We start from the raw sequence: 16,059 nt of genomic DNA on the forward strand, positions 1-16,059 counted from the left end.
CGTCCGCTTCAAGCCGGCTGGAACAGATCGCGCGTCCGTTTTTGCATCGAAAAGGCCGTTCCGACATCGTTGTCGAACGGTCTTTTTCTTTTTGCGCGCGTGTGCCTGGATGCAATCCCTTCTGATGCAAAACGTTATGCGTGTAGCTTTGCGTGGCGACGCGTTGACAACCGATAGCGATTACGAAGACGCCTCGGGAAAAATCGCGCGGCCTTGCGTCATGTCGCGCAAGGCATCGCGCGCGCCGTCGATCGCGGTGACGGGCAGGCGGATGGTCAGCTGCACGGCCATGCCGTAAGCGCTTTCGGCGAGTGCGTGATTTTCCTGCTCGATCCAGCGGCGCACGCGCGCTTCGTCCGGGTAACTGATCTCGACAGTCAGCGACGCCTGGGCGATGCGCTCGACGCGCGGGGCATCCTGAAGCGCTGTCGCGATCGCATCGGTATAGGCCCGCACGAGCCCGCCCGCGCCAAGTTTGACGCCGCCGTAATAGCGCACGACCGCGGCGAGCACACCGTCCAGGTCGTGATGCCGCAGCACCTCCAGAATCGGCCGGCCCGCGGTGCCCGAAGGCTCGCCATCATCGGACATGCCGGATTGCCCGCCTGCCAGCAAGGCCCAGCACACGTGCGTGGCGCCCGGGTGCGCCTCGCGCAGACGACGCAGTTCGGCCATCGCCGCATCGCGGTCCTCGACGGGAATGGCGTGCGCGATAAAGCGGCTCTTGCGGATCTCGAGTTCGGCAGTGAGGGCGTCGGGAAGCGTGTAGGTCGGCAAGGCGAGGGCGTGCTGCGAAGAGAGGGAAACGTCGGCCGTAAAGAAAGGTTCAGGCGTCATGGTAACGGATCGCCTGCGCGCGGGCGTTCTCCCGGATCGTCACAACGCTTTGGCGAATTTCGCAACGGTGTCTTGCATGAACGCGTAGTGACGTTCTCCGGGACGAACCGCATAATGGCTTCTGTGGCGGATCTAGCTCCCGGCTGGGGCGAAACCGGGTTCCTCACCTGGTCGATCCGTCATCTCTCTTTCGTCCATTGCGTCCATTTTGTCCTCTATCACGCTCACGGCCGAGCGGCATTCTTCGATCAAACCCCGGAACGTCGTGGTGCTGAGTGTGCCGGCCGGCACGCTATCAGGTGTGCCGTCCAGCGGCGCGCCGAAGGCGAGAATGAGCGTGGCGGGCGTCTCCCGCGCGCGCACGCGTCGCACGAGATTGCGCAGATAAGGCGGCGATTCTGCCGCGTCAAGCGAAATCACAGACATCACCGGTACTCGATTGACATCGAGCGTGGCCGCATCGCCGCGACGGAAGCGCTCGTACGTCGTCGAGACGCAGGCTATCCGGTAGCGCGTCAGCAACTGCACTGCCATCGCAGTCGCGACTTCATCGAACGCGCCACGCCCGGAGATGCACAGCACGGGCTCCGCGCGTAACGCGACTGTCGATGCCTTCGCCTCATCGTCAGATGTCGCTGTGGCATCGGGAAGCGCAAGCACATCCTGCACGCCTTCCACCGCTTCGAGATTTTCGACGATATCGACCAGCGCCTCGTTGATCCGCGTGAGCTGTTCCGAATGCAGCACGCCGCGCAGCGCATCGTTGCGTGCGAGACGAAGCCCTTCGAGCACCACCTGATCGTAGTAATCGATCAGCGACATCTCACCGAGCAGCCGCTCGGCCTGCACGATGGCTTCATGCAGATCGTTCGCCAGCAGCCGTTGATAGAAATTCTGCGCAGGCGTCAGCGCCGGCTGGTCGCCCAGCAGCACGGTCAGGAAATTGAGCCGGTCGGCGTAGCGGCCGAGTGTGACGACGCACAACGTGAGCGGCGTCGACAGCACGAGGCCCACCGGGCCCCACAGCCAGCTCCAGAAAATCGCCGCGACGATCACCGCGAGCGGGGACAGCCCCGAACGATGTCCATACAGGAACGGCTCGGCGATCTGCCCGGCCACGACATCGACGACGATGAACAGCACGAGCGTCCACACGGCCATAGTCCATTGCGGCTGGATGGCGGCCGCGAGACACACGGCCAGCGCCGCCGCAATCCAGATTCCGATATACGGGACGAACCGGAGCAGGGCGGCGATCACGCCAAACAGCAGCGCACCCGGTACGCCGAGCAGCGCGAGTCCGATCGCGATCACCGCACCGACGCCGAGATTCAGACCCAGCTGCGCGATGAAATAGCGGCTCAGACGAACCGCGGCGTCATCGATTGCGGTGGTCGCGCGATGCAGGTCGCTGGATCCGAAGAGGCTGATCAGGCGATCGCGCAGATCCTCGCGTTGCAGCAGGATAAAGATCGTCACGACCAGCACGATGAAGGTCGTCTCGATCGGCGCGATCGCGGGAGAAAACGCGCGTTGTGCAAGCTCGAGCGGCGTCGGTACAGGCTCGTGGACCTCGACCGGCATCGGCACGGCGGGCGTGCCGCGGGCGGGCCGGCCTGTTACGCGCGGCGCCGGTCGCGAAGGAGCGACGCGTTGCAGCGTGCTCGCGGCCCGGCTGAGCCATACGTCGGCGCGGCCGACCGTCTTCTCCTGCACGGTTTCGATCTTGCGCTCGATCGCCTGCTGATACTGGGGCAGGTCGGCCGCGAGCTGGACGATCTGCGCGCCGATCAGCGCGCCCGCGCCCAGCAGTACCGCGAGCGCGAGAAATACCGCGATGAAGATCGACGGCAACTGGCCCATATGCAGGCGCCGCAACGTGGTGACGAGTGGCGCGAGCAGGAAGCTGAGCAGGACCGACAGAATGATCGGAATGAGGACGGCGCGCCCGAAGTACAGCCCGCAGACCACCACGACGCCTGTGACGACCGACGCCAGACCGTGCAGCGTCGGCGTACGCGGCGGATACACGCGATTGGGCCTTCCGTGTGGGGGCAACGGGAGTTTCATGGATCAGGGTTCCGGGTGACAGGGTGCATCGCCGCGCGAAGGCGGCCTTAGCAAATAAACAGGGAAGTCGCAGCAATCCGCATGCCCGATGGTGTTCAGCCGGCGCGTCCGGAACGCCCGGCGCCGGCGGAACGATCGGTGCGATCGCGACGATCAGTGCGTCCTTCGAGTATGCGCTGTGATGCGGGGCGGGGCCAACAGGATTGACCCCACCCTGGGCGCGTTCACGGGCAATGCCATCTGACGGCTTCAGACCTCGCTGCCGGCCGTGCTCGCCGGATCGGCGCTGCGCCCATCGGCCGCTGCTTTTTCCTCTTCACGCCACTGCTGCCGCGAGCGGTACATCTTTTGCAGTGCGAGCCTCGCCATCTTGACCCAGCCTGACGGACGAGGATCGGCCAGCATGCTGAGTGCGCGCGCGTAATCGAGCGTCAGACCGGGCGTCCAGGCCATCGTCGTCGCGCGTTTGCGGATCTGCGCGGCCACCCAGAGTTCGGGTGTGGTCAGCACGCGCACGAAGGGCCGCCAGCCACCCTTCCGGTGCCACACCCGGGCCGACGCGCCTTCGATCGCGGCTTCCAGCGCGCGCGAGACGGTGCTCGAGCAGTTACGGTGCGTGAGGTTGTAGGTCGCGTCCTGCCGGTACGCCTGCCAGAACCGGCGCAGCCGCTCGGGATCGTAATTGCGGATGCGGACCTGGATCGTCGATGGACACCATGCTTTCGATTCGGTCGCGTAGTCGGGCTGAAACACGCCGGGCACGTCGTTCTCGGGCGTAGCGCGGAGGATGCGCGTGAAGTCATCAGGCGAACGGTCGATTTCGACGCCCGGATACAGGCTGATATAGATGCCTTCGGGTGATTCGAGCGCGGCGTGGCCGGTCGAGATCACGCCGTTGCGATCCACCGCGGCGATATAGCGGTCGACGATCAACTGACGCCGCGCTTCCGACTTCGACGACCCGACGGGCGTCCACACGTGCACGGTCAGCGCGGGCTCGTCGGGCGCGGGCGGCCCATCCCATTCGACGACACGGTGCTTCTGCCGCTCGACCGGTGTCGCGCTCGCCACCTGTGCGGCAGCTTCGCGTTCAACGGCCGGATTTGCCGCGAGTCGCCGCACGCGTGAGGCAAGCAGGATCATGTTCCAGCCGGCGAATATCAGGCCGAGCCCAAGGCAATATGGCACCGTACCCACATACCAGGTGGGAAACGGCTGATAGAAAAAGATCGCAAGCGCGATTTCGACGATGCCGCCCGCTATCGCAAGACGCCACGTGCGATAGCGCACGACTTTCGCGGAGACGATCTGCAGCAGGCCGTCGGCGAGAAAGAGCGTGCCGAAAATCATCGAGAGGATGAAATTGCCGTGGTGATGGCCGGCCAGAATCAGCAGGGCAGCGACGCTGAACGCCGTGCCCTTCACATAGCGCAGCGTGCGCTGGCCGCCCATGCCGGTCCATGCGACGGCCAGCGTTGCCAGCCCTTCCAGCAATAAAAGAAGCGCAAACGGCGTGATCGGGAAATACAGCGCGTTGTCGAGTGCGTCGATGAAGACGACGACGCCGACGATCACGCTGATCCAGCCCATCATCATCAATGGCCGCCAGCGTGTGCGCAGATAGTCGACACCCAGCAGGATCATCACCAGACGAACCATCGCAATCCTCCAGAAACCGTGTCAGTTGCGGGACAGTACACGCGGGCGCCCTGTATTCACATGGCGACGTCAGGTAAGGCCGGATCAAGTCTTCGCTTGATATTAGCGGTTCGGTTCAGCGAGAACAAATGTGGGTGGCCGCCACGATCATCGTCAGGCCGGAGGGGCCGGGTCGCCGGTCGTCGCATCTGCTATCCTCATTCACGGAGACGTTTTGCAAGCCACAACTTGAATCGTCATAGGATCGCGAATCGCGCCTGATGCAGATCAGCCATCTATTCCGTCGTCTGCAGACGCTCATCGGTTCGCCGCGGATGGTGATCGCGGGCGGCGTAGTGACGGCGCTCGGCATGCTGGGCATCTGCGCCGTTCTGCTGTATGAAGGTCGTCAGGATGCGCTCGCGCATGCGACTGAATCCTCGCGCAACACACTGCTCGTGATCGAGCGCGACATCGCGCGCAACGTCGAACTTTACGATCTCTCGTTGCAGGCAGTGGTCGATAACGTCCGTCAGCCCGATGTCATGTCGTTGCCGGATCAGCTACGCAACGAGCTGTTGTTCGACCGTGCCGCCACCGCCAAAGACCTGGGTTCGATGCTCGTGCTCGACAGGGCGGGCAACGTCATCATCGATTCAGGCTCGGAGATTCCGCGTCGGGGCAACTTTGCCGACCGAAACTATTTCACCGTCCACCGCGATAACCCTGACGTAGGCCTTTATCTGAGCCCGCCGTACGAATCGCGTTTGCGCGGCGGCGACCCAAGCATTGCGCTAAGCCGTCGCATCAATAATCCCGATGGTTCGTTTGCCGGCGTCGTAGTCGGCGCGGTCCGGCTCGAGTATTTCCGGCGGTTGCTGTCTGGCCTTCAGCTCGGCCCGCACAGCACGATGGCGCTTATTCACGCGAACGGGCAGTTGATCATGCGCGCGCCTTACGACCCGAAGATCATTGGGCGCGATCTGAATGGAACCGGTCCGTTCGAGCGGATGATCGCGCAGCCCGAAGGGCAGTTTGTCGATCAGGCGTCGATCGACGGTATCCGTCGCGTCTACACATACAAACGGCTGACCGGTCTGCCGCTGATCATGGAAGTGGCGCCCGCCGAGGCCGACATTTACGAGGCGTGGAAGGGACGGGCCGCCCGGATCGCGATTCTGATGACCGTGTTCGGCCTGACGTTTATCGGACTGTCGGTGCTGCTGGCGTCGTCGCTTGCAAAGAAAGCGCAGGCGGAACTGATGCTGACGATGCTGTCGCGAACCGACAGCCTGACCGGCCTGAACAACCGCCGCGCCCTTGATGATCTGCTGGCCCGCGAATGGCAGCGTGCACGACGCTCGAAGGAATCGCTGTCGATACTCTTCGTCGATGTGGATTACTTCAAGGCCTATAACGACGCATATGGCCATCAGGCCGGCGACGACGCACTCGCGGCGGTTGCGCGCTGCATCTCGGCCAATATCCGTCGCCCCGGCGACAGCGCGGCGCGCTACGGCGGCGAGGAATTCGTGATCGTGTTGCCGGATACGTCCGGGCCCGGTGCACTCGGCGTGGCGGAGACCATTCGCATGAAAGTGGCGGCGCTCGGGGTCGAACACGCGACGAGCCAGCAGGGGCGCCTCACGGTAAGCATCGGCGTCGCGACGTGGCAGGGCAAGAAAACCGATACCGTCTACCACGTCATCCGGGCCGCCGACGAAGCGCTTTACACCGCGAAAGCCTCGGGTCGCAACACGATATCCGCGACCATTCTGGCGTGAGCCTGAGCCCTGGCATCGGCGAGCCCGCCCGCTCAACTGTCGACGATCGTACTCAGGTTGTTGCGCACCCTTTGCAGCAGTGAAATAAGCTGCTGCGCTTCCTCATCGCTAAAGCCGTTTAACGCTTCGGCCGCAACCTCATCGCCCACGATGCGCGCCCTGCCGAGCGTCTGTTCCGCCTTTTCGGTCATCCGGATCTGCCGTTCGCGGCGATCCTGCGGATTCATCGAACGCTCGATCCAGCCGCCTTCCGCCATCCGGTCGAGCAGGCGCCCCGCCGAAATGGGTGCGACTTCAAGCAGATCGGCGAGTCGCGCCTGATTGACGTCGCCGTAATGCGACAGGTAGGCGAGCGCGCGGCACTGGGCGCGCGTGAGATCGATCGACGACTTCGCGAGGTCGTCGAAGCGCTTGCCAGCAAGGCGCCCGACATCCGACACCAGAAAGCCAAAGCGCTGTTCAAATGGGGTTTTCATCGGCCAATTATACGAAAGCTTGCGGCATCAAAGCGGCGCGCGGAGCTATCGTCTCTACCCATTGCGAGGCAGACGGCGATCTATATAATAAGCATGCTTACTATTTATGACGCTTCGTGTGATTCCTCCTCATGTCATCTGAAACACATCCGGACAGCGCCGCCGAACCGCTCAACCGGCCCATGATCACGATCTCGATCATGCTCGCGACGCTCATCCAGACGCTCGACAGCACGATCGCCAACGTTGCGCTGCCTCATATGCAGGGCACGCTGTCCGCGTCGCAGGATGAAATTACATGGGTGCTGACGTCGTACATCGTTGCGGCGGCGATCGCCACGCCGCTGACCGGCTGGCTGTCCGACCGCCTCAGCGTGAAGCGGCTGCTGGCGCTGTCGATTGCGGGCTTCACGGTGGCTTCGGCGTTGTGCGGGCTATCCGAAACGTTGACGCAGATTGTCGGGTCGCGGCTGTTGCAGGGCATTTTTGGCGCGTCGCTGGTGCCGCTGTCGCAATCGATCCTGCTCGACATCAATCCACGCGAGAAGCAGGGGCAGGCGATGGCGGTGTGGGGCATGGGCGTGATGGTGGGGCCGATTCTCGGGCCGACGCTCGGGGGATGGCTCACCGACAGCTATAACTGGCGCTGGGTATTCTTTATCAACGTGCCGATCGGCGCGTTCGCGCTCTTTGGCGTCTTGACGTTTTTACCTTCGCGGCCTGCAGAACACGATGCGAAATTCGATGCGTTCGGCTTCGCGACGTTGAGCCTTGCGATCGGCGCGTTTCAGGCGATGCTCGATCGCGGTGAACAACTCGACTGGTTCGGCTCGCTGGAAATTCGTATCGAGGCGCTACTGGCTGCACTCAGCTTCGCATTCTTTCTCGTGCACACCGCGACGGCTGGCGCAAAGTCGTTCTTTCGCTACGAGTTGCTGAAGGACCGCAATTTCGCCACAGGTACGTGCTTCATCTTCGTGATCGGCGCGGTGATGTACGCGACGCGTGCGTTGCTGCCGCCGATGTTGCAGAACCTGATGAACTATCCGGTCGCAACGACGGGCCTTGTGACGGCGCCGAGCGGCGCCGGTACGATGATCGCGATGCTGTTTGCTGGCCGGCTGCTCAAACGCGTGGACGCGCGCGTGCTTCTACTGGCAGGCTTCCTGATTTCGGCGTTTGCGCTGTGGCAGATGATGCACTACACGATCGTGCTATCGGCGTCCGACATCATCTGGCCGGGCGTGATTCAGGGCTTTGGGCTCGGCCTCGTGTTCGTGCCGCTGAGCGCACTGGCATTCTCGACGCTCACAGCCAGCCTTCGCGCGGACGGCACTGCAACATATAGCCTCGCGCGCAATATCGGCAGCAGTATTGGCATTTCGATCGTGCAGACGCTGGTGACGCGTAATACGCAGGTCGCGCACGCCGGCCTTGCGGCGAACGTCACGGTATTCAATCCCGCGGTCCGGCCGATGCTCGACAGTGGTTCGAACTACAACATGGCGGTGCTGGACCAGATGATCAACCAGCAGGCTTCAATGATCGCGTATCTGAACGACTTCAAGCTGATGTTTGTTGCGACGCTGCTGGTCGTGCCGCTGATTCTGCTGATCCGTCCTGCGAAGGCGCCGGCAGGTGCAATGGCCCATGTAGCGATGGATTGAGCGCGCACGCACCTTTAGCGGGTCAGGCGCGATCGGGTCAATCCCGGTATATTGACCGGGTTGTGCGCGATCTGGAGCCGGTCCCGGTCCGCGCGCACTGAATCGACCGATACCAGGCGCCACGCGCGCCCCAGGCAGGAGACACCATGTTCGACCTGACGACCCTCAGCACCTTCGTAGCCGTGGTGCTCGGCCTGTTCCTGATTCCCGGGCCGGCCGTGCTGCTGGTCTTGACCCGCACCGTGCAGGGTGGTCGCAAGACCGGCATTCTCACCGGGCTTGGCATTGCAAGCGGCGATTTCGTTCACACGCTGTGTGCGTCGGTCGGACTGTCCGCGCTGCTGATGACATCGGCACTCGCGTTTAACGTCGTCAAACTGGTGGGTGCCGCTTACCTCGTCTATCTCGGCGTGCGCGCGCTGATGGAAAAGCCGTCAGACCCGACGCTGCCGAAAGTGGCGGCCGTCACGCCCTCACGCGCTTTCTTTCAGGCGATCCCCGCGGAAGTGCTGAACCCGAAGACCGCGCTCTTCTTTCTCGCGTTTCTGCCGCAGTTCGTGCACCCGGAGCATGGCTCGTCGTTCGTGCAGTTCACGGTGCTCGGGCTGATCTTTGTGGGCTTGAGCGCGGCTTATACGACGGCCATCGTGCTGACTATCCGTCCGCTCGGAAAGCTCGTGAAGCGTCTGTCGTGGTTAAGCCGCTGGCAGGGCAAGATCGTCGGCACGATCTTCATTTCGCTCGGACTGAAGGTGGCGACGCAGCATCGCTAACCGCCCGCGGCTCGCAGATTAACCATCGGCCAGCATCAGTTGCCAGGAAATGCCGAAGCGATCGTCTTGAACCACGCCTAACGTCTGCTAAACGCCTACGCGATAGCGTGTGGCCTGCCGGTAAACCTCGCCAGGACGCAACACCACACGCTCGCGCTCGCTTTCTTCCATGTTGATCTGGTTCGGGAACGCGCCGGGCTCGAGACACAGCCCGGCGTGCTTGCGATACACCGCGCCATTGCGACCCACGATACCTTCCACATAGTTGCCCGTGTAGAACTGCAGACCGCGTTCATCGGTCGAGACGGTGAGCTCGCGGCCGCTGCCTGGTTCGTACACGCGCGCCACCTGGCGTACCGGACGCAACGTTGCCTCGGGCGCGGGCATATCGTCCAGCACGTAGCAATGATCGAAGCCGCCGGCGCGTGCAAGCTGCGCATGCGGCCAGTCGAGCCGTGCGCCGACCGGCGCGCTCTGCCGGAAGTCGAAGGCATTGCCGGCCACTTCCGCGCGACGGCTGGGGATCAGCTCCGTGTCCACTTCGAAGAACGTGTCGGCCTCGATCGTCATCACGTGGCCGCGAATGTCGGTATCCGGCTGGCCCGTCAGATTGAAATACGGGTGACTCGTGAGGTTGAGCGGCGTGGGTGCATCCGAAACCGCTTCGTAGTCGATGGCGAGCGTGCCGTCGTCGTCGAGCGTGTAGCGCACCTGAACCGTCACGTTGCCCGGAAAGCCCGCGTCACCTTCCGCGGATTCAAGCCGCATGACGAGCGCGCCATTATCTTCGCTGACGTCCCACATCGCCCGGTGGAATCCCGCTGCGCCGCCGTGCAGCAGATTAGGGCCGTCATTGCGATCGAGTGTGTATTCGATGCCGTCGAGCGTGAAGCGCGCATGCGCGATACGGTTTGCCCAGCGGCCAACCAGCGCGCCCATATACGTCGAGGCCGCGAAGTATTCGGCGGGCGTGTCGTGGCCGAGCAGGATATCGTCCAGACGTCCTGTGCGATCGGGCGCGTGCCACGAGACAAGCGTCGCCCCGAGATCGCTGATCGCGACCTTCATGCCATGTGCGTTGCGCAGCGTGAAGAGCTGCACAGGGTCGCCGCTCGCGAGCGTGCCCCATGAGGCGGAAGAAAGATGGGCGCTATTGATCATGTCGTCGAAAAATGTGAGGTGGGGGTACAACCCGGAATCAACCCGGCGCAGCCGACGACTTCGCGCGTTCCTGATACTCGCGCGGCGTGCAGCCGAGTTCGCGACGAAACACCGCGTACATGTATTGCAGTGACGTGAACCCGCAGCGGATCGCGACTTCCGCGCTCGACGCGTCGCGCTTCGCAAGCATGGTTTTAGCGGCATCGAGTTTGTGACGCAGGATTTCCTGATGCACGGTGCACTGCAACTCGCGGCGGAAATACTCTTCAAGCGATGAGCGTGATACGCCGACATAATCGGCGACCTGTTCGGTACGGATGCCCTGACAGGCGTATTGGCGGATGAAGTGCCGTGCGCGCATCACGTACGGACTCGAAAGCGGTTGATGCTTTGTCGATTCAAGCACATTGATGCCGACAGGCGGCACCAGGATGCGACGTCCCGGAAAACGCGCACCATGCAGCATCTGATGCAAGAGATGCGCAGCGGTACGGCCCATCTCCTCGGTGCCCTGAATCACCGAAGAGAGTGGAATACGCGTGAGCGTACGCGTCAGCGGATCGTTGTCGATGCCGATGATCGCGACTTCCTCCGGCACGGAGATGCCGGCCATCAAACACGCCTGCAACAGATGTCGTGCGCGCGCGTCGGTAACGGCAATGATGCCGATGGGCTTGGGCAATTCCTTGAGCCACGCCGCGAGTTGCTCGCTTGCCTGATTCCAGACCGGTGCGCTTGTCGGCAGGCCGCGATAGATCTCGATATCGAGGCCTTCCGCATCGAGCAGATGCGTGAACGCGAGTTCGCGCTGCTGCGCCCAGCGGTTCTCGGGGGCTTCGGGCAGGCTGTAGAACGCGAAACGCTGCAGGCCTGCTCCAATCAGATGCGTGAATGCAAGCGAAACGAGCTTGGCGTTATCGGTCGCGATATAGGGAAGGCCAGGTGGATACTGCGTCGCGTCTTCATACGATGAGCCGACGGCGACGACTGGCAGCGCACAGTCGCTTAGGGCCTCGCAAACGGCGGGATCGTCGAAATCCGCGATGATGCCGTCGCCGTCGAACCGCTCGATGCCCGCCAGCCGGCAGCGAAAATCGTCTTCGAGGAACAGGTCCCAGGCGACGCGCGTCGACAGCAGATAGTTGCCGATGCCCGTAATGATCTCGCGGTCATACACCTTGTTCGCATTGAACAGGAGCGCGATGCGGTGAGTCTTCTGGGGTGTCAGGGCTCGGGTCATCACTCGGATGGCGTGCGATGTAACGACATTCGCCAACCATTGTCTCCTGTTGGGCACGGCGGCCAGGCCCGCGCCGGTTTTAAGTGTCCGGTTATTTTAGGCCCGGAAACCCGCGCCTGGGCGACCGATTCACGTTACCCGCGAGAAACATCACACAAGCTGCGCAATTTCGCAATTGCCGGGCTGTGTCGCGCACGGCAGCATGGCGTCACCCCTGCATCAACCGGCCCGATGTGACGGGCAATTCCGGTTGCGGCGCAACATGACATCAGGAGACACCATGTCCTTTTTCGAACACATTCCCGCAGTGCAATATGAAGGTCCGCAATCAGACAATCCGCTCGCTTACCGGCATTACGACCGGAAAAAAGAGGTGCTCGGCAAGACGATGGAAGAGCATCTGCGGGTTGCCGTCTGTTACTGGCACACGTTCGTGTGGCCGGGCACCGACATCTTCGGGCAGGGCACGTTCAAGCGCCCGTGGCAGCAACCAGGCGATGCGATGGAGCGTGCGCAGCAGAAGGCGGATGAAGCATTCGAGTTTTTCACAAAGCTTGGCGTGCCGTACTACACGTTCCATGACACCGACGTTGCGCCGGAAGGCACGAGCCTCAAACACTACGTCGAGAATTTCTCGCGCATGAGCGACTATCTCGCGCGCAAGCAGCAGGACACCGGCATGAAGCTGCTGTGGGGTACGGCGAACCTGTTTTCGCATCCGCGCTATGCGGCGGGTGCGGCAACGAGCCCGAATCCTGAAGTGTTTGCCTATGCTGCAACGCAGGTATGTCACGCGCTCGACGCGACGCTCAAGCTCGGTGGCGACAACTATGTGCTGTGGGGCGGCCGTGAAGGCTATGACACGCTGCTCAACACCGATCTCGTTCGCGAGCGCGACCAGTTTGCGCGCTTCCTGAACATGGTGATCGAGCACAAGCATCGGATTGGCTTCAAGGGCGCGCTGCTGATCGAACCGAAGCCGCAGGAGCCGACGAAACATCAATACGACTACGACGTCGCGACCGTACACGGCCTCCTGCGCCAATACGGCCTGCAGGATGAGATTCGCGTGAATATCGAAGCCAATCACGCGACGCTCGCCGGGCACTCGTTTCATCACGAGATCGCAACGGCGTTTGCGCTCGGCATATTCGGCAGTCTCGACGCGAATCGCGGTGATCAGCAAAACGGCTGGGATACGGACCAGTTTCCGAACAGCGTCGAGGAAATGACGCTCGCGCTCTACGAAATCCTGCGTCATGGCGGCTTTACGACGGGCGGCATGAACTTCGACGCCAAAGTACGGCGGCAGAGCGTCGATGCAGAAGACCTGTTCTATGGCCACGTCGGTGCGATCGATGTGCTGGCGCTCGCGCTGGAACGTGCCGCGGTGCTGGTCGAGAACGACCGGCTGCAGAAATTCCGTCAGCAGCGTTACGCGGGCTGGGACACGGAATTTGGCCGCAAGATCCTGTCGGGTGGGTATTCGCTGTCGACGCTGGCAACGGATGCGGCTGCTCGCGGCGTGAATCCGCAGCATGTCAGCGGCCACCAGGAGCGGCTTGAGAACATCGTGAATGAGGCGATTTACGGGCCCCGCTAAACAGATCGCATGCGCTTTCAAAGCCGCTAAAAAACGTTAGCGCGACCCGTCAAATTCACAATGAATGACGGGTCGGCAAGGCGCACACTTGCGCGAAAAAAGGATGGAGACAATGTTCATCGGTATTGACCTTGGCACGTCGGGCGTCAAGGCCGTGCTGCTCGATCGTGACGGACGCGTGCGCTCTACGGCGGGACAAGCGCTCACTGTCAGCCGCCCGCATCCGCGCTGGTCGGAGCAGTCGCCTGAAGACTGGTGGAGCGCCACAACGGCCGCAATCGGCGATCTGCTTGCGCAGGTTCGCGTGGAAGGCATCGACACGGCGCGCATCGAAGCGATCGGCCTTACTGGACAGATGCATGGCGCGACGCTGCTTGACGCGCAAGGCGACGTACTGCGTCCGGCGATCCTGTGGAATGACGGACGCTCGGACGCCGAATGCATCGAACTCGAAGCTGCGGTTCCGCAATTGCATGCGATCGCTGGCAATCTGGCGATGCCCGGGTTTACCGCACCCAAGCTGCTTTGGGTACGCAAGCATGAACCCGACGTCTTCGCGCGCATCGCTCAGGTGCTGTTACCGAAAGATTATCTGCGTTACCGGCTGACTGGCGACTTCGCGACCGATCCATCGGATGCTGCCGGCACGTTATGGCTCGATGTCGCGAGGCGCGACTATAGCGACGCGTTACTTGACGCTTGCGGCTTGACCCGCGCGCAGATGCCAAAGGTATTCGAAGGCAACCGCATGACAGGCACGCTAAAGCCGGAACTCGCGCGTGACTGGGGATTGAGCGGGATTCCGGTTGTTGCGGGCGGCGGTGATAACGCGGCGGGCGCGGTCGGCGTCGGTATCGTCAAGCCTAGGCAGGCCATGCTTTCGCTCGGCACGTCAGGCGTGTATTTCGCGGTATCGGATGGCTTTCTGGCGAATCCCGCGTCGGCGGTACACAGCTTCTGTCATGCGTTGCCTCAGACGTGGCACATGATGTCGGTGATGCTTAACGCGGCGGGATGTATCGACTTTTGCGCGCGTCTTACGGGGTATGCGGATGTGCCGGCGTTGCTGGCGGACGCCGAGGCAAACGCCGGCAGCCGTCGCGCGTGGTTCCTGCCGTATCTGACGGGCGAGCGCACGCCTCACAACAACGTCAACGCAAAGGGCGTCTTTTACGGCATGACGCCGGAAACGACGCGCGCCGATCTTGCTAACGCGACGCTCGAAGGTGTCGGCCTTGCGCTGCTCGACGGCATGGACGCTTTGCATGCAGCGGGGCTCGTGCCCGACGAAATCACAGTGATCGGCGGCGGTTCGCGCAGCGCGTACTGGACGCAAATGCTCGCCGATATCGCCGGCCGTCCGTTGACATTGCGCTCAGGCGGCGAGGTCGGCCCCGCGCTCGGCGCTGCGCGCCTCGCGCATCTGGCCGTCGAACCGTCTGCGTTACTCGAAGCGGTTTGTCCCACGCCTGAAGTGGTCGCGGTTCGCGAGCCGGATGCGACACGCCACGCGTGGTATCGCGACGAGCGTCGTCCCACTTTTCACGCGCTGTATCGCGCGCTCGAACCCGTGTTTGCGACCAGTCCCTAGCGGACCGGAAGACGCAGATCGATGGTCGCGGCCAGCGTAGCCGCGACGCGAAGAGGTAGTCCCTTTGTTGTCATTTGCCCGGTCGCGCGGTCTTCCCGCGCGTGCCATCTGATGCAGCATGAAACGATCATAACGAGGAGTGAGACATGAAATTCAAAACGCGCCGTTCCGTACTCGGTTCGCTCTTGTGTGGAGCGATGGTAGCCAGCCTGTCCGTTGTCGCGCCGCTAGCGCACGCGGGCAAGGACAACCCTGAAATCGGCTTCTGTATCGACGATCTGCGTGTCGAACGCTGGTCGCGCGATCGCGATTATTTTGTGGCAGCTGCACAGAAGCTCGGTGCCAAGGTATCGGTGCAATCCGCCGATGCAAGCGAAGAACGTCAGATTGCGCAGATCGAAAACCTGATCTCACGGGGTGTCGATGTGATCGTCATCGTGCCGTTCAATTCGAAAACATTAGGCAACGTAGTGGCCGAAGCGAAGAAAGCGGGCATCAAGGTCGTATCGTATGACCGACTGATTCTCGATGCCGATGTCGATGCGTACATCTCGTTCGATAACGAAAAGGTCGGAGAAATGCAGGCGCAGGGCGTATTCAACGCGCAACCGAAGGGCAATTACTTCCTGCTGGGCGGCGCGCCGACCGACAACAACGCGAAGATGTTGCGCGAAGGCCAGTTGAAGATCCTGAAGCCGGCCATCGATCGCGGCGACATCAAGGTCGTGGGTCAGCAGTGGGTGCCGGAGTGGAGCGCTTCGACGGCGCTTCGCATCACGGAAGATGCGCTTACCGCGAATAACAACAAGATCGATGCCATCGTCGCTTCGAACGACGGCACGGCTGGCGGCGCGATCCAGGCGCTGGCCGCGCAGAAGATGGCGGGCAAGGTGCCTGTGTCGGGCCAGGATGCGGACCTTGCCGCAGTGAAGCGCGTGATTGCCGGCACGCAGACCATGACGGTCTACAAACCGCTTAAGCTCATCGCAGGTGAAGCCGCAAAACTCGCGGTGGATCTGGCGAAGGGCACGAAGCCGGCCTTTAACTCGCAATACGACAACGGCAAGAAGAAGGTCGACACGGTGCTGCTGCAACCGACGCTTCTGACGAAGAGCAATGTCGATGTCGTCGTCAAGGATGGTTTCTACACCCAGTCGCAACTCGCGAGCCAATAAAACGTAAGACGTGCGTGGTCTTTTCCATCTTGCCGGTTAAAGGT

General features: G+C 62.3%; 12 protein-coding genes. 6 read left to right on the top strand and 6 right to left on the bottom strand.

The genetic code is table 11. The features are described 5' to 3' along the window. Positions 1-180: 180 nt before the first annotated feature. The 3 genes from P3T16_RS04230 to P3T16_RS04240 all read right to left on the bottom strand — a co-directional run bounded on the left by P3T16_RS04230 (position 181) and on the right by P3T16_RS04240 (position 4,566). Complete coding sequence (locus P3T16_RS04230) at positions 181-837, bottom strand: IMPACT family protein (RefSeq protein WP_429341281.1); 657 nt, start codon at positions 835-837, stop codon at positions 181-183. A 132-nt stretch (positions 838-969) separates the two neighbouring features. Further along, positions 970-2,907, bottom strand: a complete 1,938-nt coding sequence (locus P3T16_RS04235) for an AI-2E family transporter (protein ID WP_429254357.1) — start codon at positions 2,905-2,907, stop codon at positions 970-972. 249 nt (positions 2,908-3,156) lie between these two features. Next, positions 3,157-4,566 (bottom strand): HdeD family acid-resistance protein, encoded by a 1,410-nt coding sequence (locus P3T16_RS04240; RefSeq protein ID WP_429341282.1) that lies wholly within the window; start codon positions 4,564-4,566, stop codon positions 3,157-3,159. Positions 4,567-4,826: 260 nt separating this feature from the next. Here P3T16_RS04240 and P3T16_RS04245 point away from each other — a divergent pair, with 260 nt between their 5' ends. Further along, positions 4,827-6,329 (top strand): diguanylate cyclase, encoded by a 1,503-nt coding sequence (locus P3T16_RS04245; protein WP_429341283.1) that lies wholly within the window; start codon positions 4,827-4,829, stop codon positions 6,327-6,329. Positions 6,330-6,361: 32 nt separating this feature from the next. On the opposite strand, the gene P3T16_RS04250 is transcribed toward P3T16_RS04245, so the two are convergent. After that, positions 6,362-6,805, bottom strand: a complete 444-nt coding sequence (locus P3T16_RS04250) for a MarR family winged helix-turn-helix transcriptional regulator (protein ID WP_429254360.1) — start codon at positions 6,803-6,805, stop codon at positions 6,362-6,364. Between the two features lie 131 nt (positions 6,806-6,936). Here P3T16_RS04250 and P3T16_RS04255 point away from each other — a divergent pair, with 131 nt between their 5' ends. Further along, the gene (locus P3T16_RS04255; RefSeq protein ID WP_429341284.1) at positions 6,937-8,472 is read left to right on the top strand and encodes a DHA2 family efflux MFS transporter permease subunit; all 1,536 of its coding nucleotides are present in this window, start codon (positions 6,937-6,939) and stop codon (positions 8,470-8,472) included. A gap of 146 nt (positions 8,473-8,618) precedes the next feature. Further along, the gene (locus P3T16_RS04260) at positions 8,619-9,245 is read left to right on the top strand and encodes a LysE family translocator (protein WP_429341285.1); all 627 of its coding nucleotides are present in this window, start codon (positions 8,619-8,621) and stop codon (positions 9,243-9,245) included. A gap of 87 nt (positions 9,246-9,332) precedes the next feature. Here P3T16_RS04260 and P3T16_RS04265 read toward each other — a convergent pair whose 3' ends face one another. After that, positions 9,333-10,406 (bottom strand): aldose epimerase family protein, encoded by a 1,074-nt coding sequence (locus P3T16_RS04265; RefSeq protein ID WP_429341286.1) that lies wholly within the window; start codon positions 10,404-10,406, stop codon positions 9,333-9,335. A 37-nt stretch (positions 10,407-10,443) separates the two neighbouring features. Then, positions 10,444-11,646, bottom strand: a complete 1,203-nt coding sequence (locus P3T16_RS04270; RefSeq protein WP_429341287.1) for a XylR family transcriptional regulator — start codon at positions 11,644-11,646, stop codon at positions 10,444-10,446. Between the two features lie 280 nt (positions 11,647-11,926). Here P3T16_RS04270 and xylA point away from each other — a divergent pair, with 280 nt between their 5' ends. The 3 genes from xylA to xylF all read left to right on the top strand — a co-directional run bounded on the left by xylA (position 11,927) and on the right by xylF (position 16,015). After that, positions 11,927-13,249: a xylose isomerase gene (gene xylA, locus P3T16_RS04275; protein WP_429341288.1), complete on the top strand. Its 1,323-nt coding sequence runs from the start codon at positions 11,927-11,929 to the stop codon at positions 13,247-13,249. A 112-nt stretch (positions 13,250-13,361) separates the two neighbouring features. Then, positions 13,362-14,840, top strand: coding sequence for a xylulokinase (xylB, locus tag P3T16_RS04280; protein WP_429341289.1), 1,479 nt, complete (start codon positions 13,362-13,364; stop codon positions 14,838-14,840). Between the two features lie 146 nt (positions 14,841-14,986). Next, the gene (gene xylF, locus P3T16_RS04285; RefSeq protein WP_429341290.1) at positions 14,987-16,015 is read left to right on the top strand and encodes a D-xylose ABC transporter substrate-binding protein; all 1,029 of its coding nucleotides are present in this window, start codon (positions 14,987-14,989) and stop codon (positions 16,013-16,015) included. The last annotated feature ends 44 nt before the right edge of the window (positions 16,016-16,059 follow it).

The sequence above is a fragment of the Paraburkholderia sp. GAS42 genome (assembly GCF_050436565.1).
Taxonomy (GTDB): Bacteria; Pseudomonadota; Gammaproteobacteria; order Burkholderiales; family Burkholderiaceae; genus Paraburkholderia.